The organism is Saccharopolyspora sp. 6M, assembly GCF_020176775.1.
Taxonomy (GTDB): domain Bacteria; phylum Actinomycetota; class Actinomycetes; order Mycobacteriales; family Pseudonocardiaceae; genus Saccharopolyspora_C; species Saccharopolyspora_C gregorii.
In genome coordinates this window covers 1-25154 of the sequence record NZ_JAIUJZ010000089.1, presented here as the reverse complement: position 1 = coordinate 25154, position 25154 = coordinate 1, and the positions used below count along the sequence as shown (strand labels likewise).

Annotated in this window: 20 protein-coding genes, 3 tRNA genes and 1 pseudogene; 14 read left to right on the top strand and 10 right to left on the bottom strand. The window is 72.4% G+C overall.

Features of this window, described 5'->3' with window-relative positions:
• Positions 1 to 13: 13 nt before the first annotated feature.
• On the top strand, positions 14 to 3172 hold the full coding sequence (locus LCD31_RS13840) for a bifunctional cytochrome P450/NADPH--P450 reductase (protein WP_224958547.1): 3159 nt from the start codon (positions 14 to 16) through the stop codon (positions 3170 to 3172).
• A 274-nt stretch (positions 3173 to 3446) separates the two neighbouring features.
• Here the strand turns inward: LCD31_RS13840 and LCD31_RS13835 are convergent, their stop codons facing one another.
• From LCD31_RS13835 to LCD31_RS13825, 3 genes are all read right to left on the bottom strand, one after another.
• The gene (locus tag LCD31_RS13835; RefSeq protein WP_224958545.1) at positions 3447 to 4160 is read right to left on the bottom strand and encodes a Crp/Fnr family transcriptional regulator; all 714 of its coding nucleotides are present in this window, start codon (positions 4158 to 4160) and stop codon (positions 3447 to 3449) included.
• Positions 4161 to 4523: 363 nt separating this feature from the next.
• Positions 4524 to 5333 carry an ergot alkaloid biosynthesis protein gene (locus LCD31_RS13830; RefSeq protein WP_224958544.1) on the bottom strand — a complete coding sequence of 270 codons (810 nt, stop codon included), beginning with the start codon at positions 5331 to 5333 and terminating at the stop codon, positions 4524 to 4526.
• Positions 5330 to 5770, bottom strand: a complete 441-nt coding sequence (locus LCD31_RS13825; RefSeq protein ID WP_308015848.1) for a nuclear transport factor 2 family protein — start codon at positions 5768 to 5770, stop codon at positions 5330 to 5332. The genes LCD31_RS13830 and LCD31_RS13825 overlap by 4 nt, the downstream gene beginning before the upstream one ends.
• A gap of 123 nt (positions 5771 to 5893) precedes the next feature.
• On the opposite strand from LCD31_RS13825, the gene LCD31_RS13820 reads away from it, so the two are divergent.
• Positions 5894 to 6721 (top strand): helix-turn-helix transcriptional regulator, encoded by an 828-nt coding sequence (locus LCD31_RS13820; RefSeq protein ID WP_224958543.1) that lies wholly within the window; start codon positions 5894 to 5896, stop codon positions 6719 to 6721.
• A 438-nt stretch (positions 6722 to 7159) separates the two neighbouring features.
• On the top strand, positions 7160 to 7801 hold the full coding sequence (locus LCD31_RS13815) for a phosphatase PAP2 family protein (RefSeq protein ID WP_224958542.1): 642 nt from the start codon (positions 7160 to 7162) through the stop codon (positions 7799 to 7801).
• 25 nt (positions 7802 to 7826) lie between these two features.
• On the opposite strand, the gene LCD31_RS13810 is transcribed toward LCD31_RS13815, so the two are convergent.
• Positions 7827 to 8456: a YigZ family protein gene (locus LCD31_RS13810; RefSeq protein WP_224958541.1), complete on the bottom strand. Its 630-nt coding sequence runs from the start codon at positions 8454 to 8456 to the stop codon at positions 7827 to 7829.
• A gap of 184 nt (positions 8457 to 8640) precedes the next feature.
• Here LCD31_RS13810 and LCD31_RS13805 point away from each other — a divergent pair, with 184 nt between their 5' ends.
• On the top strand, positions 8641 to 8841 hold the full coding sequence (locus tag LCD31_RS13805) for a hypothetical protein (protein WP_224958540.1): 201 nt from the start codon (positions 8641 to 8643) through the stop codon (positions 8839 to 8841).
• A gap of 65 nt (positions 8842 to 8906) precedes the next feature.
• On the opposite strand, the gene LCD31_RS13800 is transcribed toward LCD31_RS13805, so the two are convergent.
• Complete coding sequence (locus LCD31_RS13800) at positions 8907 to 10028, bottom strand: 5-methyltetrahydropteroyltriglutamate--homocysteine S-methyltransferase (protein ID WP_224958539.1); 1122 nt, start codon at positions 10026 to 10028, stop codon at positions 8907 to 8909.
• Between the two features lie 185 nt (positions 10029 to 10213).
• Here LCD31_RS13800 and LCD31_RS13795 point away from each other — a divergent pair, with 185 nt between their 5' ends.
• On the top strand, positions 10214 to 11344 hold the full coding sequence (locus LCD31_RS13795; RefSeq protein ID WP_224958538.1) for an FAD-dependent monooxygenase: 1131 nt from the start codon (positions 10214 to 10216) through the stop codon (positions 11342 to 11344).
• Between the two features lie 114 nt (positions 11345 to 11458).
• Here LCD31_RS13795 and LCD31_RS13790 read toward each other — a convergent pair whose 3' ends face one another.
• From LCD31_RS13790 to LCD31_RS13775, 4 genes are all read right to left on the bottom strand, one after another.
• A complete protein-coding gene (locus LCD31_RS13790) occupies positions 11459 to 12289 on the bottom strand; it encodes an aldo/keto reductase (protein ID WP_224958536.1) in 831 nt (276 codons plus the stop codon).
• A gap of 269 nt (positions 12290 to 12558) precedes the next feature.
• The gene (locus LCD31_RS13785; protein ID WP_224958535.1) at positions 12559 to 13770 is read right to left on the bottom strand and encodes an MFS transporter; all 1212 of its coding nucleotides are present in this window, start codon (positions 13768 to 13770) and stop codon (positions 12559 to 12561) included.
• A 353-nt stretch (positions 13771 to 14123) separates the two neighbouring features.
• Complete coding sequence (ctaD, locus tag LCD31_RS13780) at positions 14124 to 15839, bottom strand: cytochrome c oxidase subunit I (protein WP_224958534.1); 1716 nt, start codon at positions 15837 to 15839, stop codon at positions 14124 to 14126.
• A 192-nt stretch (positions 15840 to 16031) separates the two neighbouring features.
• Complete coding sequence (locus tag LCD31_RS13775; protein ID WP_224958533.1) at positions 16032 to 16598, bottom strand: TetR/AcrR family transcriptional regulator; 567 nt, start codon at positions 16596 to 16598, stop codon at positions 16032 to 16034.
• Positions 16599 to 16699: 101 nt separating this feature from the next.
• Between LCD31_RS13775 and LCD31_RS13770 the strand changes: the two genes are divergently transcribed.
• The 3 genes from LCD31_RS13770 to LCD31_RS13760 are packed head-to-tail and all read left to right on the top strand — an operon-like array spanning position 16700 to position 21560.
• Positions 16700 to 18313, top strand: coding sequence for a carboxyl transferase domain-containing protein (locus LCD31_RS13770; RefSeq protein WP_224958532.1), 1614 nt, complete (start codon positions 16700 to 16702; stop codon positions 18311 to 18313).
• Positions 18314 to 18367: 54 nt separating this feature from the next.
• Entirely contained in the window at positions 18368 to 20407 is a 2040-nt protein-coding gene (locus tag LCD31_RS13765; protein ID WP_224958557.1) for a biotin carboxylase N-terminal domain-containing protein, read from the top strand.
• 1 nt (position 20408) lies between these two features.
• Entirely contained in the window at positions 20409 to 21560 is a 1152-nt protein-coding gene (locus LCD31_RS13760; protein WP_224958531.1) for an acyl-CoA dehydrogenase family protein, read from the top strand.
• Positions 21561 to 21707: 147 nt separating this feature from the next.
• Here LCD31_RS13760 and LCD31_RS13755 read toward each other — a convergent pair whose 3' ends face one another.
• Positions 21708 to 22220: a hypothetical protein gene (locus tag LCD31_RS13755; RefSeq protein WP_224958530.1), complete on the bottom strand. Its 513-nt coding sequence runs from the start codon at positions 22218 to 22220 to the stop codon at positions 21708 to 21710.
• Positions 22221 to 22844: 624 nt separating this feature from the next.
• On the opposite strand from LCD31_RS13755, the gene LCD31_RS13750 reads away from it, so the two are divergent.
• The 6 genes and pseudogenes from LCD31_RS13750 to LCD31_RS13725 form a co-directional block, all read left to right on the top strand.
• Positions 22845 to 23084: a hypothetical protein gene (locus LCD31_RS13750; protein ID WP_224958529.1), complete on the top strand. Its 240-nt coding sequence runs from the start codon at positions 22845 to 22847 to the stop codon at positions 23082 to 23084.
• A gap of 462 nt (positions 23085 to 23546) precedes the next feature.
• Positions 23547 to 24161, top strand: coding sequence for a ScbR family autoregulator-binding transcription factor (locus tag LCD31_RS13745; RefSeq protein ID WP_224958528.1), 615 nt, complete (start codon positions 23547 to 23549; stop codon positions 24159 to 24161).
• A gap of 316 nt (positions 24162 to 24477) precedes the next feature.
• A tRNA-Glu gene (locus LCD31_RS13740) sits at positions 24478 to 24550 on the top strand.
• Between the two features lie 16 nt (positions 24551 to 24566).
• Positions 24567 to 24643: transfer RNA gene (locus tag LCD31_RS13735), tRNA-Asp, on the top strand.
• 29 nt (positions 24644 to 24672) lie between these two features.
• Positions 24673 to 24746 (top strand) — tRNA-Phe (locus tag LCD31_RS13730).
• A gap of 216 nt (positions 24747 to 24962) precedes the next feature.
• A pseudogene (locus LCD31_RS13725) lies at positions 24963 to 25154 on the top strand (hypothetical protein); the annotation flags it as partial.

Genomic DNA, 25154 nt, shown 5'->3' with positions numbered 1-25154 from the left:
GCAGGAGATGCCGATGACCACCGCCCAGGAACTCGTCCCGATCCCGCAGCCCAAACCGAAGCCGCTCGTGGGCAACCTGCTCGAACTCGACGGCGGCAAGGGCGTGCTGCGCTTCGTGGAGATGGCCGCCGAGCACGGCCCGATCTTCCGGCTCCAGCTGCCCGGCCGGAGCCTGATCATCGTGCAGTCCCAGGAGCTCGTCGACGAGCTGTGCGACGAGGAGCGGTTCGACAAGGCCCTCGGCTCCGCCCTGGTCAACGTCCGCGACTTCGCGGGCGACGGGCTGTTCACCGCGTGGACCGAGGAACCGAACTGGCAGGCCGCGCACCGCATCCTGATGCCCGCGTTCGGCCCCGCCGCGCTGCGCACCATGTTCGACGGCATGGCCGACATCGCCGAGCAGCTGCTGCTCAAGTGGGAACGCCAGGGCCCGGAGCACCGCGTCGACATCGCCGACGACACGACCCGGCTCACCCTCGACACGATCGCGCTGTGCTCGTTCAGCCACCGCTTCAACAGCTTCTACGCGGAGCGGCTGAACCCGTTCGTCGAATCGATGGTGCGCGGGCTCGTCGAAGCCGGGGCGCGCCCGCGGCGGCTGCCCGGCCAGGAACTGCTGATGCGCGGCACCCGCAAGCAGTACGCGGCGGACGTCGAGCTGATGCACCAGGTCGCCGACCAGCTCATCGCCGACCGCAGGCGAAACCCGCTGCCGGCCGGGGAGAGCGACATCCTCGACACGATGCTCACCGCGGCCGACCCGAAGACCGGGCGGCGGCTCCCGGACGAGAACGTGCGCCACCAGCTGGTCACCTTCCTCATCGCCGGGCACGAGACCACCAGCGGACTGCTCACCTTCACGCTGCACGAACTGCTGCGGCACCCCGAGGTGCTGGCGACCGCGCGGTCCGAAGTGGACCGGGTGCTGGGCGACGAGGCGCCGCGGTTCGAGCACCTGAGCGGGCTCGGCTACCTCGACCAGGTCCTCAAGGAATCGCTGCGGCTGTGGCCGACCGCGCCCGCGTTCGGGGTGTCGCCGCGCGCCGACGGGACCGTGCTCGGTGGCCGCTACGAGGTGAACCGGGACGACGAGCTGCTCGTCGTGGTGCCCGGGCTGCACCGGGACCCGGCGGTGTGGGGTGCGGACGCGGAGACCTTCGACCCGGACCGGTTCACCTTCGAACGGGCCGAGGCGCTGCCGCCGAACGCGTGGAAGCCGTTCGGCAACGGGCAGCGCTCCTGCATCGGCCGCGGCTTCGCGCTGCAGGAGGCGACGCTGTTCCTGGCGATGCTGCTGCAGCGCTTCGACATCACCGCCGCCGACCCCGACTACCAGCTCAAGATCAAGCAGACGCTGACGATCAAGCCGGAGGGCCTGTTCATGCACGTCCACCGGCGGGACCGGCGGATCGTGCACGGCGGCGCCCCCGCCGAGCGGTCCGCGCCCGAGGTGGCGCAGGCCGAACCGAACGGCGTGCCCGTGCGGGTGTTCTACGGCTCCAACTCGGGCACCGCGCAGGCCTTCGCGCAGCGCATCGCGAACGACGCCACCGCCCGCGGCTGCACCGGCGAACTCGCCGAGCTCGACGCCGCGGCGGGCGACCTCGGGCCGGACGGCGTCGCCGTCATCGTCACCGCCTCCTACGAGGGGCAGCCGCCGGACAACGCGCGCGAGTTCGTGCGCTGGCTGCGGGAGCAGCCCGACGGCTCGCTGGACGGGGTGCGGTACGCGGTGTTCGGCTGCGGCAACACCGATTGGGCGCGCACCTACCAGGCCGTGCCTGCCGAAGTGGACGAGCAGCTGGCCCGGACCGGTGCGAAGCGCCTGCTGCCGCGCGGCCGGGCCGACGCGCGCGGCGACTTCTTCGGCGACTTCGACGACTGGTACGCCGGGTTCTGGGAGCCGGTCGCCGCCGAGTTCGAGCTCGGCGACGCGACACCGGCCACCGGCCCGCGGCTCACCGCGGAGCACGTCGGGGCCGTGCGCGACCCCATCGTGCGGGCCAACGACCTGCAGTGGGGGACGGTCGTGGCGAACCGGCCGCTCAGCTCCCCGGACGTCGGCGCCAAGCACCACGTGGAGATCGCCCTGCCCGAGGGCGTCCGGTACCGCGCCGGGGACTACCTGGCGGTGCTGCCGGTGAATCCGCCGGCCGTGGTGGCGCGGGCGCTCAGCCGCTTCGAGCTGGCCCACGACGACCAGGTGGTGCTGCGCGGGGAGGGCACCTCCCTGCCCACCGGTGCGCACGTCGCCGCCGGGGAACTGCTCGGCAGCTACGTCGAACTCGGCAGGCCCGCCACCCGCAGGCAGCTCGACGAACTGGCCGGGGCGACAGTGTGCCCGCCCGACGCGCAGGCGCTGCGCGCGCTGGCCGCCGACCCGGAGGTGCACGCCGAGCAGGTGCTGCGCCCCGGGGTCACCGTGTTGGAACTGCTGGAGCGCTACCCCGCCTGCCGCCTCGACTTCGGCGCGTTCCTGGCGCTGCTGAGCCCGTTGACGCCGCGGCAGTACTCCATCTCCAGCTCTCCCCGGTGGAACCCGGAACACGCCACGCTGACCGTCGCCGTGCTGAACGAACCCGCGCGGTCCGGCGCGGGCACCTACGAGGGCGCCGCCTCGAACCACCTCGCGCAGGCGCTGCCCGGGTCGAAGGTCGCCGTCACCGTGCGCCCGTCGAACGTGGCGTTCCACCCGCCGGAGCTGGACGTGCCGCTGGTGCTGGTGTGCGCGGGCAGCGGCATCGCCCCCTTCCGCGGTTTCCTGCAGGACCGGGCGCTGGCCGCGGCCGAGCAGGGTGTGCGGCCCGCGCCTGCGCTGCTGTTCTTCGGTTGCCACGGCCCCGAGTCCGACCAGCTGTACCGAAACGAGCTGGCCGAGTGGGCGGCGGCCGGAGTGGTCGACGTGCGGCCCGCGTACTCGGCGGAACCCGACGGCGGCATCCGCTACGTGCAGGACCGGCTGTGGGCCGACCGGGCCGAGGTCGCCGAGCTGGTCGAACGGGGCGCGACCGTGTTCGTGTGCGGCGACGGGCAGCGGATGGCGCCCGCGGTGCACCGCACCTGCGCCCGGATCTACGCGGAGGTCACCGGTGCGGACGAGGAGCAGGCCGCGGAGTGGATGACCGCGATGGAGCGGGACCGGGCGCGCTACGTCGCCGACGTCTTCGGCTGAGCGGCGCGCGGAAGCGGCGCGGGGTGCGTTGCCCGAGCCGACCCCGATGCGACTCGGGCAACGCCTGCCACCGCGACCCCGTCCTGGCGGTGGCGCATTTCGAGGTGTGCCGCGGGACGCTTCCGCACGCCCCTTCGCCCCCTCGACGATGCGGTGCGCGGAAGGAGGTCACCCTTGCCCTGATCGGTCTCTTTCCGAGGTGATTCGAGCACCCGCGGTCACTGATGATGACACTGCCGCGTGATGGCCGAAAAGAACACGCACGAATGCGGGTTCAGTTGGAATAATCGGCGATTTCTCGGAGCTTGAGGGGATTCGTCACGATGATGCGCCGGTAGCGCCGTTCGATGACTCCGCGCTCGGCGAGGTCGCGCAGCGCTTTCTGCACCGTCCGCAACCGCACTCCCGCCAGCGTGGCCAGTTCGTCGTGGGTCAGCGGCGGCCCGATGCGCCAGCCGCCCTCGGGGTCCTGCTCGCCGTAGGTGTCGACCGCCTCCACCAGCAGCCGCGGCACCCGCTGCGTCGCCGACAGGTTCGCGTTGTCGATCCGGCGGCGGTTCGCCCAGCGCAGCCGAGCGTTGACCATGAGCACCATCGCGACCGCCGCGTCCGAGTGCTCGTGCAGGAACCGGCGGAAGTCCGCCGACTTGATCAGCCGGGTGCGGGCGTGCGAACCCGCGATGACCGTCGCCGACCTCGTGCGCTGCTCCAACGCGGCCATCTCCCCGACCAGGTCACCGCCGAAGCGGATGCCCAGCAGCGTCGTGCCGCCGACCTCGGACAGCGCCAGCACCTTCGCCGAACCGCTGAGCAGCAGCACCACGTGCGTGCTGTCGTCGCCCTGCCGCAGGATCTTCTGCTCCGCCTCGAAGATCACTTCCGAGCCGAGGGAGAGCAGTGCCTGCCTGGTTTCGCGGCGCAGCCGGGCGAGCAGGCTGAACTCCGTCCATCGCGCCTGTGGTGGATCAGTGATGACCGCTCCTCCCAACGGGGCGCGAGGTGCGATGACCTTTTCGGCCGAACCCGGGTTCGGCCGACCCGCGGTGCATCGACGGGCGCCGGTCCCCGTTCATTCTGGAACCGGTGAACGGGGGCGGTCACCGCTGACCGGGTGACCGGTTCCGCGGTGGCCGAAAACCCCGTTGCCCCGCGCAGGTTCTCGATTCAGCCGGGATCCTCACCAATCTGGTCGCCGAATTGGGCGGATCCGCGCGACACTCACCCGTTCGCACCAATGGCAGTTCTTTTTTTGGAATATGCATTCGGATTGTTCGGGCGGGGGGGGGGGGGGGGGGGGCGGGGGCGGCCGCCCCCCCCCCCCCCCCCCCCCCCCCCCCCCCCCCCGCCGGAATCAGACGAGCGTGCCGGAATGCGCGAGGGCGAATTCCCGCAACGACCGGGGCGCCCGCCCGGTGAGCTCCGCGACCGCGCCGGTCACCAGGTCCTCCTCCCCGTTCCGGATGCCCCGGTCCACCGCGGCCAGGGCCGTCGCGAACGGCTCCGGCATCCCGGCCGCGCGGAACACTTCGCGACGCTCGGACGTGCGCACCGGGCGGTGCCGGACCGGGCGGCCGGTGACCTCGGCGAGCACCTCGGCGACCTCCGCGTAGGACAGCGCCTCCGGGCCGGTCAGCAGGTGCTCGCCGGACACCGCGGGATCGGTGAGCGCCCGGGCTGCCACCGCGGCGATGTCCGCGGCGTCGATCCAGCCGAGCTTGCCGTCCCCGGCCGCGCTGACCAGCTCGCCGCGCTCCCGCAGCCCCACCGCCAGCGGGTGGTCGCCGAGCAGGTTCTGCATGAAGCCCGACGGCCGCAGCACCACCGGCTCCGGCATCGACCGCACCGCCGCCACCAGCTCGGCCACGCCCGGCGCGTCCGGCAGCACGATCAGCGAACCCAGCAGCACCACCCGCCGCACCCCGGCGGCGCGCGCCGCGGCGAAGAACGGAACCGCGAACCGCATCGGCTCCAGCTCGGCCGGCGGCGGCACCAGGTAGACCGCTCGTACCCCGTCCAGCGCGGGCGCGAACGTGCTCGGCTCGGCCCAGTCGAAGCGCACCCGACCGGGGCCGGGGTTCCGGGAGGCGACGGTCGCGTCCGGCAGCAGCCGGGACAGCGGGCGGCCGGTGGTGCCGGTCCCGCCGATCAGCAGCGCGCTCACTCCGCCCCCTCCAACGCCGCGACCAGCGCGGGCAGCTCACCGGCGGCCTTCGCCGCCAGCACCGGGCTCCAGTAGTCCCGGTAGTGCGCGATCAGCCCGTCCACCACGGTCAGCACCGCGATGTAGGGCATGACGTACGGCTCGCCGGTGCGCACCGTGCGGCCGTGCGCGGTGAACTCGGCGATCACCGTCCGCGGGTCCGCCGTCTCGTGCAGCTCGAAGGCGGGGAACCCGGTGATGTCCACGCGGCCCGGGTAGTCCGCCAGGTACTCGCGCATCCCCTCCCGCCCGTCGACGCGGGCGGGGGTGCCGCACGCGAACGGGGCCTCGAAGACCACGTCCGGCGCGAGCAGGTCGATCGCGCCCGCCATGTCCTCGGCGAGCAGCAGTGCGGTGAACCGGTCGATCACGTCGGCCGGTGAGTTCGGCACGGGCACGGGCCCTCCTTCGTCGGTGGTCGCCGTCCACGTTCGGCCGCTCGGCGCCTCGCGGGCACGTCCGGCCGAACCCCGGACCGCCGGTCCGTGGATGCCGGTCGCGGGCCGTGCCAGGCTGGCGCCGTGGGCAAACGAGACCTGGGCGCGTTCCTGCGCAGCCGCCGCGAGTCGCGCGCGCCCGCGGCGGCCGGGGTGGTCGCCGGGCCGCGGCGGCGCACTCCGGGCTTGCGGCGCGAGGAGGTCGCGGCGCTGGCCGGGGTGTCGGCGAACTACTACGAGCGGCTGGAGCAGGCCCGCGGTCCGTACCCGTCGCCGCAGGTGCTGGACGCGTTGGCGGCCGCGCTGGGGCTTTCCGCCGCCGAGCGGGACCACCTCGGGCGGCTCGCCGAGCACGCCCCGGCGAGTCCCGAACCGGCCGCGGAGGTGCCCGTCGAGGTGCGCCGGCTGCTGGACCGGCTCGGCCCGGTCCCCGCCTACGTGCTCAACGCGCGGCACGACGTGCTCGCCTGGAACCCGGCCGCGGCCGCGCTGCTGGTGGACTTCGCGGCGCTGCCCCCGGCGGAGCGCAACGTCCTCCGGTTGTCGATGGAGGGCGGTCCGCTGCGGTGCGAGCCGTCCGGGGACGGGTTCACCCGGCACGTCGCCTCCGAGCTGCGGCAGGCCGTCGCCCGGTACCCGGGGGACCGGCGGCTGGCCGAGCTGGTGCGGGAGTTCGCCGCGCACGACCCGGAGTTCGCCGCGCACTGGCGGGAGCAGGAGCTGGGCACCGCCGCCGCGGTGCCGAAGCGGATCCGACACCCGCGGCTGGGTCTGCTGGACCTGGAGCTGCAGGAGCTGCGGGTGCCCGGGCACGACCACCGGGTGGTGCTGCTGACCGCGGAACCCGGCTCGGCCTCGGCGGCGAAGCTGGAGTCGCTCGCGTCCGCGCCCCGGCTGCGGGCGGTGCGGTAGCGGCGGCGGAGCCGGCGTCCAGGAGCGAGCAGCGGGCCCGGCATCGACGATGGTCCCGTGCGCGGACCCGCCGGGCGCTCCACCCGTGCCCACGGAACCGGTCACGGCCCGCGCACAGGCCACGGGTGGTCGGGGGTCCCGTGCGCGCGACGACCTCCGCCCCGTGCGCACCCGCGCTGCGCACGCGCTCCGGCCGCTGAGCACGCTGGCCGGGACGGCGACCCGCCCCGCGCACGCGACGCAGCGCCGATCGCAGAGCACGGTCGAACCGCCGCGCGCCCGCGCGGGCGCGCGCGAACCACACTGCCCCGCCCCCGGCGGCCCGACCGGTCATCCGCGGAACGGCCGCGACCCGTCGCGCCGCCACCACATCGGCACTCCCGTGGGTGATCATGGAAGCGGTGCGCCGGACCCGGCGCGGGCGAGCGGGGAGGCGCGATGGCGGAGATCGACACCGGCACGACCGGGAGCGCCGGTCTCGACGGCCCGGCACCCGCGCCTCGGGCGGACCTGGTGGCCCGGGTGCTCACCGAGGTGTGCTCCCCGGCGGTGATCGTCCTGCTGCTGCCGGTCGCGGTGGCCTGGCGGGCGACGCACGCGCCCGGCCCGGCGCTGGGGTGGGGCGTGTTCGTGGCGTTGACCAGCAGCGTGCTGCCGATGGCCGGGATCATCGCCGGGTCCCGGGCCGGGTGGTGGGACGGGCACCACGTGCGCGACCGCGAGGGGCGGCTGATCCCGTTCGTGCTGCTGATCTCGTTGAGCTCGCTGGGGCTGGGCGTGCTGGTGCTGGCCGGGGCGCCGCGGCTGGTGGTGGCGCTGGACGTGGCGATGCTGGCCGCGCTGCTGGCGATCGGCCTGATCACGGTGTGGTGGAAGGTGTCGGTGCACACGGCGGTCGCGGCGGGGGCGGTGGCGATGCTTGCGGTGGTGTACTCGGCCTGGTGGTTGCTGCTGTGGGGGCTGGCGGCGGCCGTCGGCTGGTCCCGGGTGCGCTTGGGCGACCACACCCCGGCGCAGGTGGTGGTGGGCGCCGTCGTCGGCGTGCTGGCGGGGGCCGCCGGCTACCTGCCGACGGCCTGACCGGCACCCGTTCGGACCGGCGGTCCTACGGGCGCGGAACGGGGACCTCGGCGTGCACCACCTCGCCGAGGAGGGGTTCCGCGGCGCCCCCGGTGGCCTCGGCGAGCCAGTGCCGGAAGTCCTCGACGTCGTCCGCGGGCACCTCCACCACGAACCGCACTCGGTCCGAGTAGTCCACATCGGACACCGAGAATCCGTGCGAGCGCAGGTCGTTCTCCAGCTTGCCCGCCACCAGGTAGTCCACCGTGGTGGACACCAGCCGCATCGGCCGCAGCTCCGCCAGCCCCACCTGCTCCAGCGCGGCCGACACCGCGCCGCCGTACGCCCGCACCAGCCCGCCCGCGCCGAGCAGCGTGCCGCCGAAGTACCGCGTCACGACCGCCACCACCCGGGTGAGCTCGTTGTGCCGCAGCACTTCCAGCATCGGCACCCCGGCCGTGCCCGCGGGTTCGCCGTCGTCGTTGGAGCGCTGGGTGCGGCCGTCCGCGTCCAGCACGTACGCGGAGCAGTGGTGCCGGGCGTCGTGGTGCAGCTTCCGGCGCAGCGCGACGAACTCCCGCGCCTGCTCCTCGGAGTCGGCGCGGGACAGCGCGCACAGGAACCGGGACCGCTTGATCTCCAGCTCGAATTCCCCTGATCGCCGGATTGTGCGCACCCGCGCCCCTTCCCGTTCGCAACGCTTCTACCTGCGGTTATCGTGACGTCAATCACTGAACAAGATCGTTCTGCCCGTGCCGGGCGCCTTTCCGGGGGTCGATACCGCAGGTCACGGTGTTCAGCCGCACGTCACTCGGACGCGGTTTTCCGTTCCGCGGCCACGGCACGTAACGTCGACCCCCATGGAGCAGTCATCGAGTCCGCTGGAGCCTGGCACCCGGGTGCGTGCCTCGTTCGGCCGGTTCCGCGATCAGGTCGGCACGGTGGTGGAGACCGCCTCGGGGCTTCCCGAGGTCTTCGACGGCCCAGTGCTGTGGGTCCGGTTCGACGGGAACGAGGAGCCCGGCCTGGTCGCGGGCCGCTTCCTCGAAGCCGCCGCCTGATCCCGCGCCGCGCGGGCGCCGCCGGTGGCGGAACCGGCGTCCCGCCACCGACCGACCCGGGGAACTCAGCCCCACACCTCCTGGGCGGTGCGCACGACCAGGCTCAGCTTGGCGACCTGCTCGTCGTGGCCGAGGGCGTTGCCCTCCTGGGTGGAGGCGAAACCGCACTGCGGTGACAGGCACAGCTGGTCCAGGTCGATGTACCGGGACGCCTCGTCGATGCGCCGCTTCAGGTCGTCGGCGGATTCCAGCTCACCGCTCTTGGTCGTGACCAGCCCCAGCACCACGTGCTTGCCCTTCGGCACGAAGCGCAGCGGTTCGAAGCCGCCGGAGCGCTCGTCGTCGAACTCCAGGAAGAAACCGTCCACGTCGAGCTCGTTGAACAGCGCCTCGGCGACGAAGTCGTAGCCGCCCTCCGCCACCCAGGACGACCGGTAGTTGCCGCGGCACAGGTGGGTGGTCACCGACATCGACTCGGGGCGGGAGCCGATCGACGCGTTGATCATCTCGATGGTGCGTTCGTGCTCGTGCTCGGCGTCCTCGCCCCGCTCCCGCAGCTTCGCGCGCTGCCGCGGGTCGTTCAGGTAGGCGAGGCTGGTGTCGTCGAGCTGCAGGTAGTGGCAGCCGAGCCCGGCCAGCGCGTGTACCTCGGCGCGGTAGGCGGCGGCCAGGTCGGCGCGGAACTCGGCGAGGTCCGGGTACACCTCCGGGTCGATCGAGGCCCGGCCCGCGCGGTACTGCACCATGCCCGGCGACGGGATGGTGAGCTTCGGCGTCGCGGTGCGGGTGCGGTCGGCCAGCGAGGTGAACGCGTCCTCGAAGATCGTGTGCTCCAGCCCGACCTTCTCGCCGATCCGCATCTCCGGGGTGGCGAACTCGACGTCCCCGTCGGCGTTGTGGAACTTGACCGTCAGCTCCGAGTCGTCGACCCGGTCGATGCCGCGCAGCTGGTACAGGAAGTCCATGTGCCAGGAACCGCGGCGGAACTCGCCGTCGGTGGCGCTGGAGAGGCCGATCTCCTCCTGCATGGCGACCACGTCGGTGATGGCCTCGTCTTCGACGCGCCGGAGCTCGTCGGAGCCGATGCGGCCGGCCGCGAACTCGTCGCGGGCCGCGAGCAGGTGGGGCGGGCGGAGCAGGCTGCCGACGTGGTCGGCGCGGAACGGTGGTGCGACGCGAGGACTCATGCTCCCGCAACCTACTTCCCCCGCGGACGGGGTGACGGGGCCCGCCTGCCGCCCAGTGGATTAACCTCTCGCATTACTCCGTTCGAGAGATGTTCATCACTGTATGTGAGGACCGACAACTCGGATTTGTAGGACTGTTGGCTAAAATGGGCGAGCCAGCCAGCTTCGCAGGACGGATGGATACGATGCGCGTTCTCGTCATCGGAGCCGGGATCGGTGGCCTCGCCGTGGCCAAAGGTCTCATCGACGGCGGTCACGACGTTGCGGTCTTCGAGCACGCCGACGCGCTGCGCGACGGCGGCGCCGCGGTCACGGTGTGGAGCAACGGCACGGCCGCGCTGGGCCAGCTCGGCGTCACCCTGGAGGACGTGGGCCGCCAGCTGCACAGCCTGAAGTCCATCACCGACTCGGGGCGGCTGCTCTGGGAGGCGGACTTGGCCGACGTCACGGAGCGTCTCGGCTCGCCCACCATCGAAACCCCGCGCCGGCTGCTCACCGGCAAGATCGCCGCGGCGCTGCCCGAGCACGTGCTGCACTTCGGGCGCCGCTGCATCGCCGTCACCGAGACCGCCGACCGCGTCGTCGTCGACTTCGACGACGGCACCAGCGCCGAGGGCGACCTGGTGATCGGCGCCGACGGCCAGCGCTCCGTGGTGCGCCGCGAACTGCTCGGCGGCGGGCCCGCGCGGCACACCGGCTGGGCCAGCTGGCAGGGCCTCACCCGCAGCGACGTGCCGGTGGCGCACGGGCACCAGACGGTCAACATCGCCGGCCGCGACGCGCACTGCGGCCTCATCCCCGCCGGGGGCGGCCTGCTGCACTGGTGGTTCGACCTGCCGTGGCGCCAGGGCGACGAGGCGCTGTCGCTGCGCGACCTGCGCCGGATGTTCACCGGCTGGCCCGAGCCGGTGGGGCCGCTGCTCGCCGAGGTCGGACCGGACGACCTCGGCTTCTTCCCGCACATCCGGCACGTCGTCCCGCGGGTGTGGGGCGGTCCGCGCAGCACCCTGCTCGGCGACGCCGTGCACGCGATGCCGCCCGCCGTGGCGCAGGCGGCGAACCAGACCCTCGAGGACGCCTGGCTGCTGTCGCACCGGCTCGCGGACGTGGCGGGGGAACCCGGGCCCGCGCTGCGCGCCTACGAGCAGGAGCGGCGCTCCCGGGTGCTGAAGGTGTCGCGCACCGCCGCGTTCACCTCGGCGCAGCGCAGCACCCCGCTGCAGCGCGTCGGCCGGTTGCCGAAGTGGATCGCCACCCGCAGCCAGGTCGCGTCCCTGCGCTCCGGCAGCACCGTCCTGCGCCCCGTCCCGGCCTGACCAGCCTCCTCGGCTGCTGCCGGGGGTCGCGGAACCCCGGCGGACGGGCACGACGCGTCCCGGACGTGCGAAAGCCCGCCCGGCGCGTGGCCGAGCGGGCTTCCGGATGCGGGATCAGGCGCCGAAGGCGTCCGGGTCCGGGCCGACGCGGGTGCCGGTGTCCAGGCCCGCGATGACCGCCAGGTCGTCGTCGGCGAGCTCGAAGTCGAACACCTGGATGTTCTCCCGGATGCGCGACGGCGTCGCCGACTTCGGGATCACCACGTTGCCCAGCTGCACGTGCCAGCGGAGCACGATCTGCGCCGGGCTCTTGCCGTACTTCTCGGCCAGCGAACCCAGCGTCGGGTCGTCCAGCAGGCCCTTGCCCTGGCCGATCGGGCTCCAGGCCTCGGTGAGGATGCCGTGCTCGCGGTGGAACGCGCGCAGGTCGCCCTGCTGCAGGTTCGGGTGCAGCTCGATCTGGTTCAGCGCGGGCACCACGTCGGTCTCCTCGAACAGGCGACGCAGGTGCGGGATCTGGAAGTTCGACACGCCGATGGACTTGGCGCGGCCTTCGCCGTGCAGCTTCTCGAACGCCCGCCACGTGTCGACGTACTTGTCCTGCCCGGCTGCGGGCCAGTGGATCAGGTACAGGTCGACGTAGTCCAGGCCGAGCTTGGTGAGGCTGTCGTCGAACGCCTTCAGCGTGCTGTCGTAGCCCTGCTGGTCGTTCCACAGCTTGGTGGTGACGAACAGGTCCTCGCGCCGCACACCCGAGTCGGCGATGGCCTTGCCGACGCCTTCCTCGTTGCCGTAGGCGGCCGCGGTGTCGATGCTGCGGTACCCGGCCTCGATCGCGGTGGCCACCGGTTCGATCACTTCGTCCGGCGGCACCTGGAAGACGCCGAACCCGAGCTGCGGGATCTCCGCGCCGGTGTTGAGCGTGAGGTTCGGAACCTGGGTCATCTACTCGTTCCTCCGAAAGGTCGAACGTTGCCAGGAGCGACCCGCGACCTCGCGGATCACCTACTCCGTGCAACCCGCTGCTCCGGTCGCGGATTCCCGGCCCAGGGCGTCCTCCATCACAGCACGCGCCGGGGCGGGAAGCCATCCGTCGACCAGCGGGTTCCGCCCGGCGCGGCACATCCGCCGCATCCGCCCCCGCGGTTCCGGGACCGGACCCGGACGTGCGAAGGGGCCGGTCACCGGGTGGGTGACCGGCCCCTTCGGTGCCGTCAGCGGACCGGGGCCTCCGCGACTTGCTCGACCTCGGCCCGGTGCGAGGCCACGACCTCGCCGGAGCGGGGCGCGCGGTCCAGCCAGCCGGACAACAGCGCGAATCCGAGCCCGACCAGCGCCAGGATCGCGCCGACCCAGCTGGGCGCGGTGAGCCCGAAGCCGCCCGCGATGACCAGCCCGCCCAGGTAGGCGCCGAGCGAGTTGGCGATGTTGAACGTGGACTGGATGCTCGCCGACCCCAGCGCCGGGGCCTCCTTGGCCTTGTCCAGGATCCGCGCCTGGATGCTGGGGATGGCGGCGAACCCGGCCAGCCCGACCGCGAACACGTTGATCGCGGTGAGCACCATGCTGTGCGAGGTCACCAGGAAGGTCGTCAGCGTCACCGCCAGCAGCGCCAGGAAGACGTACAGCGTCTTCATCGGCGCCCGGTCGGCGAGCCGCCCGCCGATGATGGTGCCCGCGGTCATGCCCACGCCGAACAGCGCCAGCAGCGCGGTCGCCATCGTGGGGCTGAAGCCGGTCACGTCGGTGAGCAGCGGCTTGATGTAGCTGTAGAAGGAGAACGTGGCGGCGAAGCCGAACACGACCACCGCGAACGCCAGCCACACCTGCGGCCGCTTGAAGGCGACGAGCTCGCCGCGCAGGCTCACGTCGGTCGGCTTCGGCTGCTGCGGGACGAGCAGCGCCACGGCGATCAGCGCGATCACGCCGATGACGGCGACGACGCCGAAGGTGAACCGCCACCCGAGCGCCTGCCCGAGCAGGGTGCCCAGCGGCACGCCGACGATGTTGGCGACGGTGAGGCCGATGAACATCATCGAGATGGCCTGGGCCCGCTTGTCCCGAGCGACGAGTCCGGCGGCGACGACGGCGCCGACCCCGAAGAAGGTGCCGTGCGGCAGGCCGGCGATGAACCGGGCCGCCAGCAGCGTGCCGTGGGTGGGGGCGAACGCGGAGGCCAGGTTCCCGACGACGAACAGGGCCATCATGCTGATCAGCATCGTCTTGCGCCGCACCCGCATGCCGCCCGCGGTGAGCAGTGGCGCGCCGACGACGACGCCCAGGGCGTACAGCGAGATGTAGCCGCTGGCGTCGGGCAGCGACACGTGCAGGTTCGAGGCCACTTCTGGCAGCAGCCCCATCATCACGAACTCGGTGGTTCCAATGCCGAAAGCTGCGATGGCCAGGGCCAACAGGGCAATGGGCAAGGAGGTCTCCTGAATCGAAAGTTCCGGACCGGGTCAGCGCCCCGAACTCGCCTCCCGGGGACGTCGAGGGTCCCCGCTGTTCAGGCGGTCGTCGGTGTTCGGAGCTCTTTCTCAGGAAGACCGGCTGTCGCTGGCGGCTCCCCGGACGCGTTCAACACTAGGCCCCGGGGACGGTGTTCCCGGCGGGACTATGAAGCGGACCACTGCCGCGCGGGCCGGTTTCCACTCGTTCGGTTCAGCGTGAACGCGCCACGGGGAAGATCGTCGCCAGTGGCGGCGCCGTTACGCGGTTGAAACGATTTGTGCGAGGTCAGCCGAGTGCTCCGCGCCGGTTGTGCAGTGTGCCCAACGGTTCATTCGTCCTTCGAGGACAGTTCGCGCGGCGCTCCGCCGACGTACGCCTCGGTTTCCAGCCGGTCCAGCATGTGCGGGTAGTGCAGTTCGAACGCGGGCCGGGGCGAGCGGATGCGCGGCAGCTCGGTGAAGTTGTGCCGCGGTGGTGGGCAGGACGTCGCCCACTCCAGCGAGTTGCCGTGCCCCCACGGGTCGTCCACGTTCGCCACCGTCCCGTACCTGGAGCTCTTGAACACGTTCCACAGGAACGGCAGCATCGAGGCGCCCAGGATGAACGCCCCCACCGTCGAGGCCACGTTCATCCCGGTGAACCCGTCGCTCGGCAGGTAGTCGGCGTAGCGCCGCGGCATGCCCGCCCCGCCCAGCCAGTGCTGCACCAGGAACGTGGTGTGGAAGCCGAGGAACGTCAGCCAGAAGTGCAGCTTGCCGAGGCGCTCGTCCATCATCCGCCCGGTCATCTTCGGGAACCAGAAGTACATCCCGCCGAACACCGCGAACACGATGGTGCCGAACAGCACGTAGTGGAAGTGCGCCACCACGAAGTACGTGTCGTGCACCTGGAAGTCCAGCGGCGGCGCCGCCAGCAGCACCCCGGTGAGCCCGCCGAGCAGGAACGTCGCCAGGAACCCGAGGGCGAACAGCATCGGCGTCTCGAAGGTCAGCTGGCCCTTCCACATCGTTCCGATCCAGTTGAAGAACTTCACCCCGGTCGGTACCGCGATCAGGAACGTGGTGAACGAGAAGAACGGCAGCAGCACCGACCCGGTGGCGAACATGTGGTGCGCCCACACCACCACCGACAGCACCCCGATGAGCAGCGTCGCGAACACCAGCCCGATGTAGCCGAACAGGGGTTTGCGGCTGAACACCGGGAAGATCTCGGTGACGATGCCGAAGAACGGCAGCGCCACGATGTAGACCTCCGGGTGCCCGAAGAACCAGAACAGGTGCTGGTAGGCGATGGCCCCGCCGGTGGCCGGGTCGAACACGTGCGCCCCGAAGTGCCGGTCCGCCAGCAGCCCGAACAGCGCCGCGGTCAGCACCGGGAACGCCATCAGGATCAGCACGCTGGTGACCAGGATGTTCCAGGTGAACATCGGCATCCGCCACATCGTCATGCCGGGCGCCCGCATGCACACCGTCGTCGTGATCATGTTGACCCCGCCGAGGATGGTGCCCAGCCCGCTGACCAGCAGCCCCGTGATCCACAGGTCGCCGCCGAGACCCGCGCTGTAGGTGGACCGGGACAGCGGCGCGTACGCGGTCCAGCCGAAGTCCGCGGCTCCGCCCGGCAGCAGCAGGCCGCTGAGGACCATCAGGCCGCCGAACAGGAACAGCCAGTAGGAGAAGGCGTTGAGCCGCGGGAACGCCACGTCCGGCGCGCCGATCTGCAGCGGCAGGATGATGTTCGAGAAGCCGAAGACGATCGGCGTCGCGAACAGCAGCAGCATGATCGTGCCGTGCATGGTGAACAGCTGGTTGTACTGCTCCTGGGAGAGGAACTGCAGCCCGGGCTGGGCCAGTTCGCCGCGGATGAGCAGCGCCATCGCGCCGCCGATGATGAAGAACCCGAACGCGGTGGCCAGGTAGAGCTTGCCGATGGCCTTCGGGTCGGTGGTGCGCGCCCAGCTCACGAACTTCGGGGACTTCCCGGAGCCGGGGGTGCTGGACGGGCGCGTCGGGATCGGCGACGGCCGTGCGCGCAAGGTGGCCATGCCTGTGTCCTCCGGGTCGCCGCGGCCGCTGTTCGGGCCGGGCGGCCCGGGCACCGGAACTCGCCCGGCGCGGCCTCGGCGTTCAGTGTTGGCGCGGCTCGCCGGCCCTGCAATCCGGTGCACTCCTCCGGACGGATGACGGTGCGCCCTGGCGGGTGACGGCATCCCCGCGCGCTGGGCGGGAGGCGGTGGTCAGCTCAACGCGGCGATGGCCATCCGGTGCAGCAGTTCCGCCATGTCGGTGCGGTCGAGGTGGGTGCTGTACGGCGTGGAGTTGATCAGTCCGAGCACCGCGTGCACCGACGCCCGCGCGGTCGCCCGGTCGAGTTCCGGCCGGGTCCGCAGCAGCACGTCCACCCACACCTCGACGTAGCCGCGCTGCGCCTCGCGCACCCGGTGCCGCTCCGCGGTGGCGAGGCTGTCCAGGTCCCGCAGGTGCACGGTGATCAGCGCGGGGTTGGTGAGGGCGAACTCGACGTGCCTGCGCACCAGCTCGTCCAGGGCCAGCCGCGGGTCCGCGGTGGCGTCCGCGCGGCTGCGCCCGGCGTCGAGCAGCCGGTCGCTGATGCCGGTGAGCATTTCGGCGAGCATCGCGTCCTTGCCGCGGAAGTGCCGGTACAGCGCGGGCCCGGAGATGCCGACGGCCCGCCCGATGTCGTCCATGCCGACGCCGTGAAAGCCGTAGCGGGCGAACAGCTCGGCCGCCGCGTCGAGGAGCTGCGCGCGGCGGTTCGGGCGTTCGGTGGCCGGTCCGGTCATCGGAGCAGATACTAGACGCCGAAGTTAGCCGCCGTTAACATCGCCAGTGGTTAACGATGACTAACTCGCGGTCGACGCAGTCCGGAGCAGGAGGAACGCCGGTGGATGCACCCGTCCTGACCAGCGCGCTCGACGTCGCGGCCGACCGGCCCGCGCGGTTCGCCGCCGAGCACGCCGCGCTCGTCGCCGACCTCGACGCCCGGCTCGCCGAAGCACGCCTCGGCGGCCCGGAGAAGTCCCGGCGCAGGCACGTCGAACGCGGCAAGCTGCTGCCCAGGGACCGGGTGGACGCGCTGCTCGACCGCGGATCCCCCTTCCTGGAGCTCTCGCCGCTGGCCGCCCACGAGCTCTACGACGGCGACGCCCCCTCGGCCGGGATCATCACCGGCATCGGCCGCGTCGCCGGCCGCGAATGCGTGATCGTCGCCAACGACGCCACCGTCAAGGGCGGCACCTACTACCCGATGACGGTGAAGAAGCACCTGCGCGCCCAGGAGGTCGCGCTGCACAACAACCTGCCGTGCCTGTACCTGGTGGACTCCGGCGGTGCGTTCCTGCCCAGGCAGGACGAGGTGTTCCCGGACCGCGAGCACTTCGGCCGGATCTTCTACAACCAGGCCACCATGTCCGCCCGCGGCATCCCGCAGATCGCGGCCGTGCTCGGTTCCTGCACCGCGGGCGGCGCCTACGTGCCCGCGATGAGCGACGAAGCGGTGATCGTGCGCGAGCAGGGCACCATCTTCCTCGGCGGCCCGCCGCTGGTGAAGGCCGCGACCGGCGCCGAGGTCACCGCGGAGGAACTCGGCGGCGGTGACCTGCACTCCCGCACCTCCGGGGTCACCGACCACCTCGCCGAGGACGACGCGGACGCGCTGCGCATCGTGCGCTCCATCGTCGGCACCCTCGGCCCGCGCAGCCCGCGGCCCTGGGACGTGCGGCCCGTCGAGGAACCACTGGTGTCGCCCGACGACCTCTACGCGGCCGTGCCCACCGACAGCCGAACCCCCTACGACGTGCACGAGGTCATCGCGCGGATCGTCGACGGCAGCCGGTTCCAGGAGTTCAAGCGGGACTACGGCACGACGCTGGTCACCGGGTTCGCCCGGCTGCACGGGCACCCGGTGGGGATCGTGGCGAACAACGGCATCCTGTTCGGCGAGTCCGCGCTCAAGGGCGCGCACTTCGTGCAGCTGTGCGACAAGCGCTCGATCCCGCTGGTGTTCCTGCAGAACATCTCCGGGTTCATGGTCGGCCAGGAGTACGAGGCGAGCGGCATCGCCAAGCACGGCGCGAAGATGGTCACCGCCGTCGCCTGCGCGCGCGTGCCCAAGTTCACCGTGGTCATCGGCGGCTCGTTCGGCGCGGGCAACTACTCGATGTGCGGGCGGGCGTACTCGCCGCGGTTCCTGTGGATGTGGCCGAACGCGCGGATCTCGGTGATGGGCGGGGAGCAGGCCGCCTCGGTGCTGGCCACCGTGCGCCGCGACCAGTTCGACGCGCGCGGCGAGGACTGGCCGGCCGAGGCCGAGGACGAGTTCAAGCAGCCGATCCGGGACCAGTACGAGGCGCAGGGACACCCGTACTACTCGACGGCCCGGTTGTGGGACGACGGCGTGATCGACCCGAAGCAGACCAGGTCCGTGCTGGGCCTGGCGCTGTCGGCGGCGGCGAACGCGCCGCTGGAGCCGGTCGGCTACGGCGTCTTCCGGATGTGACGGCCGCTCCGGGCTCGGTGGCGGTTCCGCAGCGGTGAACAGGACGAGGTGAGCGTGGTGGTCGAGGTCGGCGCGGAGGTGGCCGCAGGAGCGGTCGGACCCCGGATCGACGCGGTGCTGGTGGCGAACCGGGGGGAGATCGCGGTGCGGGTGATCCGCACCCTGCGCGAGCTGGGCATCCGGTCGATCGCGGTGCACAGCGACGCCGACCGGGACGCCCGGCACGTCGCCGAAGCCGACACTTCCGTCCACATCGGACCGAGCAGTGCGGCGGAGAGCTACCTGTCGGTGCCGCGGGTCGTCGAAGCCGCGCTGCGCACCGGCGCGCGGGCCGTGCACCCCGGCTACGGGTTCCTGTCGGAGAACGCCGAGTTCGCCCGCGCCTGCGCCGACGCCGGGCTCGCCTTCATCGGCCCGCCCGCCGCCGCGATCGAGGCGATGGGCGACAAGATCCGCGCCAAGGCCACCGTCACCGCCGCCGGCGTGCCCGTCGTCCCCGGCCGCAGCGAACCCGGCATGACCGACGAGGACCTGATCGCCGCCGCCCGCGACGTCGGCTACCCGGTGCTGCTCAAACCGTCCGCGGGCGGCGGCGGCAAGGGCATGCGCCGCGTCGAGGACCCCGCCGACCTGCCCGCGCAGATCGCCGCCGCCCGCCGCGAATCCGGCGCCGCGTTCGGCGACGACACCCTGTTCGTGGAGCGGTTCGTCGCCCGGCCCCGGCACATCGAGGTGCAGGTCCTCGCCGACGCGCACGGCGGCGTCGTGCACCTCGGCGAACGGGAGTGCAGCCTGCAGCGCAGGCACCAGAAGATCGTCGAAGAGGCCCCGTCGGCGCTGCTCGACGAGCCCACCCGGGACCGGATCGGGCAGGCCGCCGTCGCCGTGGCGCGGTCCGTCGGCTACGCGGGTGCGGGCACCGTCGAGTTCATCGTCTCCGCCGACCGGCCCGACGAGTTCTTCTTCATGGAGATGAACACGCGCCTCCAGGTCGAGCACCCCGTCACCGAACTCGTCACCGCCGTCGGCGAGCGCCGCGGCCTGGACCTCGTCGAGCTGCAGGTGCGGATCGCCGCCGGGGAACCGCTGCCGTTCGCCCAGCAGGACCTCCGCATCGACGGACACGCGGTCGAGGCCCGCGTCTACGCCGAAGACCCGGCGCGCGGCTTCCTGCCCAGCGGCGGCCGGGTGCTGGCCGTGCACGAACCGGCCGGGGTCCGGGTCGACTCGGGCATCGCGGCGGGCGGCACCGTCGGCTCCGACTACGACCCGATGCTCGCCAAGGTGATCGCCTGGGGCCCGGCGCGCGCCGACGCGTTGCGCAGGCTCGACGCCGCGCTCGCCGAGACCGCGGTGCTCGGGGTGATCACCAACGTGGCGTTCCTGCGGGCGCTGCTGGCCCGGCCCGAGGTGCTGGCCGGGGAACTCGACACCGGGCTCATCGAGCGGAACCTGGCCGAGCTCACCACCGACCCGGTGCCGTCCGAGGTGCCGGTCGCCGCCGCGCTCGCCGACCTCGCCGCCGCCGAACCGGACCCGAGCACCGCGGACCCGTGGGACGTGCCCGGCGGCTGGCGGCTCGGCGAACCGGCGTGGAGCACCTGGCGCTTCGCCGACGCCGAGGTGCGGTTGCGCGGCCGGGCCTCCGACGCGGAAGTGCTGCTCGACGGCGAACCGAGCCGGGCGAGCGCGTTCCTGCACGGCGACCTGCTCACCGTCACCCACCGCTCCCGCACCCGCCGGTACCGCTGGGCGCGGGACGGCGACACCAGCTGGCTGGCCGCGGACGGGCGCACCTGGGCCGTCACCGAGCACCGGCTGCTGGCCGAACGCGCGGAACGCGGCGGCGGCTCCGGCGGCACCGTCACCAGCCCGATGCCGGGCACGGTGCTCGCCGCCGAGGTCACCGCGGGCCAAGAGGTCCGCAGAGGACAGACGTTGTTCGTGGTGGAGGCGATGAAGATGGAGCACACCGTCGTCGCCCCGCTGGACGGGACCGTCACCGAGGTCACCGCCCGCCCCGGCCAGCCGGTCGCGCTCGACCAGCCGCTCGCCGTGCTCGCCGCCCGTCCCGCCGAACCCGAGGAGAGCTGACATGATCGACCACCGCCTGGGCGACGAGCACGAAGCCCTCCGCGACTCGGTGCGCGCCTTCGCCCGCAAGGAGGTCGCCCCCGTCATCGGCGACTACTACGAACGCGAGGCCTTCCCGTACCCGCTGGTGCGCACCATGGGCTCGATGGGCCTGTTCGGGCTGCCTATCGCCGAGGAGCACGGCGGCATGGGCGGCGACTACTTCGCGCTGTGCCTCGCGCTCGAAGAACTCGCCAGGGTCGACTCCTCGCTGGCGATCACCCTCGAAGCCGGGGTGTCGCTGGGCGCCATGCCCATCGCCCGCTTCGGCGACGAGGAGCAGCGCCGCACCTGGTTGCCGAAGCTGTGCACCGCCGAGGTCCTCGGCGCGTTCGGCCTCACCGAACCCGGCGGCGGTTCCGACGCCGGCGCCACCCGCACCACCGCCGTCCTCGACGGCGACCAGTGGGTGCTCAACGGCTCCAAGGCGTTCATCACCAACTCCGGCACCGACATCACCGGCTTCGTCACCGTCACCGCCGTCACCGGCAGCAAGCCCGACGGCGGCAAGGAGATCTCCACCATCATCGTGCCGTCCGGCACCCCCGGGTTCCACGTGGCGCCGAAGTACTCCAAGGTCGGCTGGAACGCCTCCGACACCCACGAGCTGTCCTTCGACGACTGCCGGGTGCCCGCGGCGAACCTGCTCGGCGAACGCGGGCGCGGGTACGCGCAGTTCCTGTCCATCCTCAGCGAGGGCCGCGTCGCGATCGCCGCGCTCGGCACCGGACTCGCCCAGGGCTGCGTCGACGAATGCCTGCGGTACGCGGGTGAGCGGGAGGCGTTCGGCCACCGCATCGGCGAGTACCAGGCCATCCAGTTCAAGATCGCGGACATGGAGCTGCGGGCCAACAACGCCCGGCTCGCCTACTACGACGCGGCGTCCCGGATGCTGCGCGGCGAACCGTTCCGCAAGCAGGCGGCGCTGGCCAAGCTCACCTCCTCGGACGCCGCGATGGACAACGCGCGGGACGCCACCCAGATCTTCGGCGGCTACGGGTTCATGAACGAGACGCCCGTCGGCCGCTTCTACCGGGACGCGAAGATCCTGGAGATCGGGGAGGGCACCAGCGAGGTCCAGCGCATGCTCATCGCCCGGGAACTGGGTCTCTGAGCGCTCCTCCCGCGGTCCGGACGTGGAACCGCCGGTGGAGGCGGTCGGGGGTCGCCTCCACCGGCGGAGTTCGGGGACTGCTTCGGGACGGTCGGGGGTCGGAGGCCGGAACGGGGTCAGCGCCGCCCGGACACGGCCGGGACGGGATCAGCGCAGCCGGCCGCCGCGCGGAATGGTGATCTCGGTGTCGGTTTCGTCGCCGTAGGCGTACGCGTAGGGGTCGTACTCGGGCTGCTGGCCGTAGCCGGCCGGCTCGTAGCCCGCCTCCTGCTGCGGCCAGGCCGGGGTCGCGTCCGGCTGCGGCTGCTGCTGGGGCTGCTGCTGAGGTCGGGCTACGCCGTGCGGGGGTTCCGGTGCCGGTTCGTCGGACTGCGACAGGTGCTGCATCACCCAATCCCTCGCCAGCGCGCCGGGCGACGTGCCCTGGCGGGCGGCGAGCTCCTTGAGCTTCTCGTTGGCCATCAGCGGCAGGCGCAGCTGGTAGACCTCGGCACCGCCGAACCCGCGGCCGGAGCCGGTGGTTTCGAGGTCTTCCTTCGGGGCCAAGGCCGCGAGGTACGAGTCGAGCTCGTGATCCGGTTCGTTGGCCTGCTGCTGGTTCGCGGACTTGCTCCGCGCGTCCTGCTGCCGGCGTCCGGTCTTCATTCGTCCTAGAGCCACGCGCACACGATAACGGTTCCGTTGCGAAACCTGGAGTGGCTGTGTCCGATCCGCCGCTGGCGTGTCGGCGAGCACCGGGCGACCCCGGGCAGCGGAGGACCCCCACGCCAGGGGGAGGAGCGCGGGGGTCGGAGGGGATCTCCACAGTCGCTGACCGGGGGTGGGTCAGCTCCACGATTGTGGCACGGCGACCCCGATTTCGGGAGGGACCAGCGGCGAAGTCGGCTACTCGACGTCGCCCGGACCGCTTCCGGACCGGGCCGTGTCACCCGGTGGGCGGGCACCCGGCACCCGACCGTGGGCGGCCGTCTTCCACCGGTGCGCGCGGTCACCGGTTCCGCCACTACGCATCTGGACGGAGCAGCCGGTGCGACCGTTCCCCCGCGGTGCGGGGTCTCCGCGGGACCGCCCCGGCCGCGCCCGCGGGCCGGGTCGACCGGCGGATCACGGTCCGTTCCACAGTGGACGACCATCCGGTTCGGCTGGGACGGTCGGCTCCTCCCCAGTGGAGAGAACCACGGCCGCTTGATTACTCAGCGTCTCACTCGAATCACTCTGTGGGGGGCTGCGGCTGTGCACAAGCTGTGGATAACCTGCGGCCGAAACCCGAGCCGGGGAGGCGTCATGTACGGGTCGTTGGACGTGCGGAAGTTCCTGTCGCAGCAGGAAGAAGGCGTTGGTCGAGCATCCTCGGTGGTACCCGCGCCGCGCAGCGGCGAGCCAGCCGGGATCACCGACGAACAAGTGCACCGGGCGCGGGTCGCGGTGGCCCGCGGCTCCGAGGGCGCCGAGGACTGCCGGCTGCTGCTGGACATGCTCGGGCTCGTCCCGGACGAAGAGGGCGAGCCGCCGGTCACCCGCTGACCGGGCTCGGCGAGCGCGTGCGGCGGTGCGGTCGGGGCTGCGGTCCGCCCGGCGGCGCGGGGCCGCTCCGGATCGTCCTGCTCGACGGTGATGTCGCTGGACACGGGCTTGGTGGTACCGGAACCGCGGATCGGCGCGGGGCGGTGGCGAGTGAACGGGGCACGGCCGCGCCGGGGTTGTCTTCCCGCGAGGTCGGGCACCCCCCGGTGGCTCGCCTCACGGGAAGACGTGAGCCCGGCGTGGGGCTCGCGCAAAACATACCGTGCGGTTTCTTTCACGTTCCCTCCAGGTCACCGGTCGGTTCCGGCAAGATCACCGGTGGGACACGGGAACGGCGGATGGGCACCCGTGGGGCTGGCGCGGTAACTTCGCGTGGCGCAGTTGATCATCCTTTCGTGGGCCGTGTCGCCGATCAGGTGAGCGTTGAGACATGGTCGACGTCCCAGCCGCCGGAGCCGTCCCATGCCCCAGCAGCGTCGGGCGCAAGTCACCCGCCGTGCCATCGTCATCGCTGCTGCCGAGGAGTTCGACCGCGCCGGCTATGACGCCACCCCGCTCAGCGCGATCCTGCGGCGCAGCGGAGTCACGAAGGGCGCCTTCTACTTCCACTTCCCGTCGAAGGACGCCGTCGCGTCCGCGCTGATCCGCTTCCAGGCGCAGGTCTGGTCGAAGATCTGGCAGCGCTGGACGGGGCGCGGCCTGGACCCGCTGAGCACCGCCGTCGAACTCGTCGACGAGGTGATCCGCATCCTGGAGCGCGACGTCGTGGTCCGCGCCGGCGCGCAGCTGGCGATGCGTGACCAGGAGACGGCGGCCCGCTGGGAGCAGCTGCTCGGCGGCCTGTTGCGGCGCTCCGCCGAGCACGGCCTGCTGCGGCCCGAGATCGACCCGGCCGCCGCCACCCGAGTCCTGTACGCGACGCTCGTCGGCGTCCGGGTGCTCAGCACCGGCCGGGCCATCGGCGCAGCCCAGCAGACCGGCGAGATCTGGCGCATCGTGCTCGGCGGCATCGCGACCGCCGACTGGCTGCGCGACAACCCCTCGGTCCCGACGGCCGCCCCGCGCACCACGAGCTGAGACCGCCGTCACAGAAGCCCGTTCTCCGTCCCGAAGCCCCGCCCGAGGCCCCCGGCGGCCGGTTCCGGCCCCGCGCGGCCTTTGGCGGGCGGCCGGCCTGCCTCCCAACGTTCGGGTGAAAAATACTGGTCAGGCAGCTATGGTGGGCGGCGGGGGCGGTCGCCCGGGAGGGCGCCGGGCCGTGCGATGCGGCTTAAGGGACCCCCCTGTGCAAGGCCGCTGAGCGTGTGTCGTAAGCTTTCATCACTGCCAACGGGGCGCCCCGAAAGGGAAAAGCCGGTTGGAGGTAAGGCCGGGTCGGTTTCGAATCGGCCAAGCCCCCATCGTCTAGCGGCCTAGGACGCCGCCCTTTCAAGGCGGTAGCGCGGGTTCGAATCCCGTTGGGGGTACGCAACAACAGAACATGGCCCAGTGGCGCAGTTGGTTAGCGCGCCGCCCTGTCACGGCGGAGGTCGCGGGTTCAAGTCCCGTCTGGGTCGCCAGAGCGATCGGCTGAGAGCCGGGTCGCCACGGCCAGGTAGCTCAGTTGGTACGAGCGTCCGCCTGAAAAGCGGAAGGTCGGCGGTTCGACCCCGCCCCTGGCCACGCTCAAGAGCTGAAACAAGCCCCACCGGATCCCGGTGGGGCTTGTTTCGTCTTGGGGTGGGGGTTGGTGGGGCGGTCGGGAAGCTGCGGTCGACCGGCGAGTGGCGCGGCCGCGGGCCGGGCGGTGCCGGGGTGGTCGGCGTGGCGCGCGATCGGTTGGCTCGTCCGTGAGCCGTGAGCCGTGAGCCGTGAGCCGTGAGCCGTGAGCCGTGAGCCGTGAGCCGTGCGGGTCGCGGCTGCGAGGAGCACGTCGGGGGGGCCGGCCCCGGGGGGGGGGGGGGGGGGGGGGGGGGGGGGGGGGGGGGGGGGGGGGGTGCGGGGGCGTGGAGCGTGCTGCTGGGCTGGGCCGCGCGGCTGTGGGGCTTCCGGGACGGCGTGCAGGCGATGGCGGACGGCGTGGTGCTGCAC

Bases quoted from the DNA above. Each gene is read 5' to 3' on its own strand.
- LCD31_RS13840 (WP_224958547.1), top strand. From the start codon at position 14: ATGACCACCGCCCAGGAACTCGTCCCGATCCCGCAGCCCAAACCGAAG.
- LCD31_RS13815 (WP_224958542.1), top strand. From the start codon at position 7,160: ATGGCGGAGATCGACACCGGCACGACCGGGAGCGCCGGTCTCGACGGC.
- LCD31_RS13805 (WP_224958540.1), top strand. From the start codon at position 8,641: ATGGAGCAGTCATCGAGTCCGCTGGAGCCTGGCACCCGGGTGCGTGCC.
- LCD31_RS13800 (WP_224958539.1), bottom strand. From the start codon at position 10,028: ATGAGTCCTCGCGTCGCACCACCGTTCCGCGCCGACCACGTCGGCAGC.
- LCD31_RS13795 (WP_224958538.1), top strand. From the start codon at position 10,214: ATGCGCGTTCTCGTCATCGGAGCCGGGATCGGTGGCCTCGCCGTGGCC.
- LCD31_RS13790 (WP_224958536.1), bottom strand. From the start codon at position 12,289: ATGACCCAGGTTCCGAACCTCACGCTCAACACCGGCGCGGAGATCCCG.
- ctaD (WP_224958534.1), bottom strand. From the start codon at position 15,839: ATGGCCACCTTGCGCGCACGGCCGTCGCCGATCCCGACGCGCCCGTCC.
- LCD31_RS13775 (WP_224958533.1), bottom strand. From the start codon at position 16,598: ATGACCGGACCGGCCACCGAACGCCCGAACCGCCGCGCGCAGCTCCTC.
- LCD31_RS13760 (WP_224958531.1), top strand. From the start codon at position 20,409: ATGATCGACCACCGCCTGGGCGACGAGCACGAAGCCCTCCGCGACTCG.
- LCD31_RS13750 (WP_224958529.1), top strand. From the start codon at position 22,845: ATGTACGGGTCGTTGGACGTGCGGAAGTTCCTGTCGCAGCAGGAAGAA.
- LCD31_RS13745 (WP_224958528.1), top strand. From the start codon at position 23,547: ATGCCCCAGCAGCGTCGGGCGCAAGTCACCCGCCGTGCCATCGTCATC.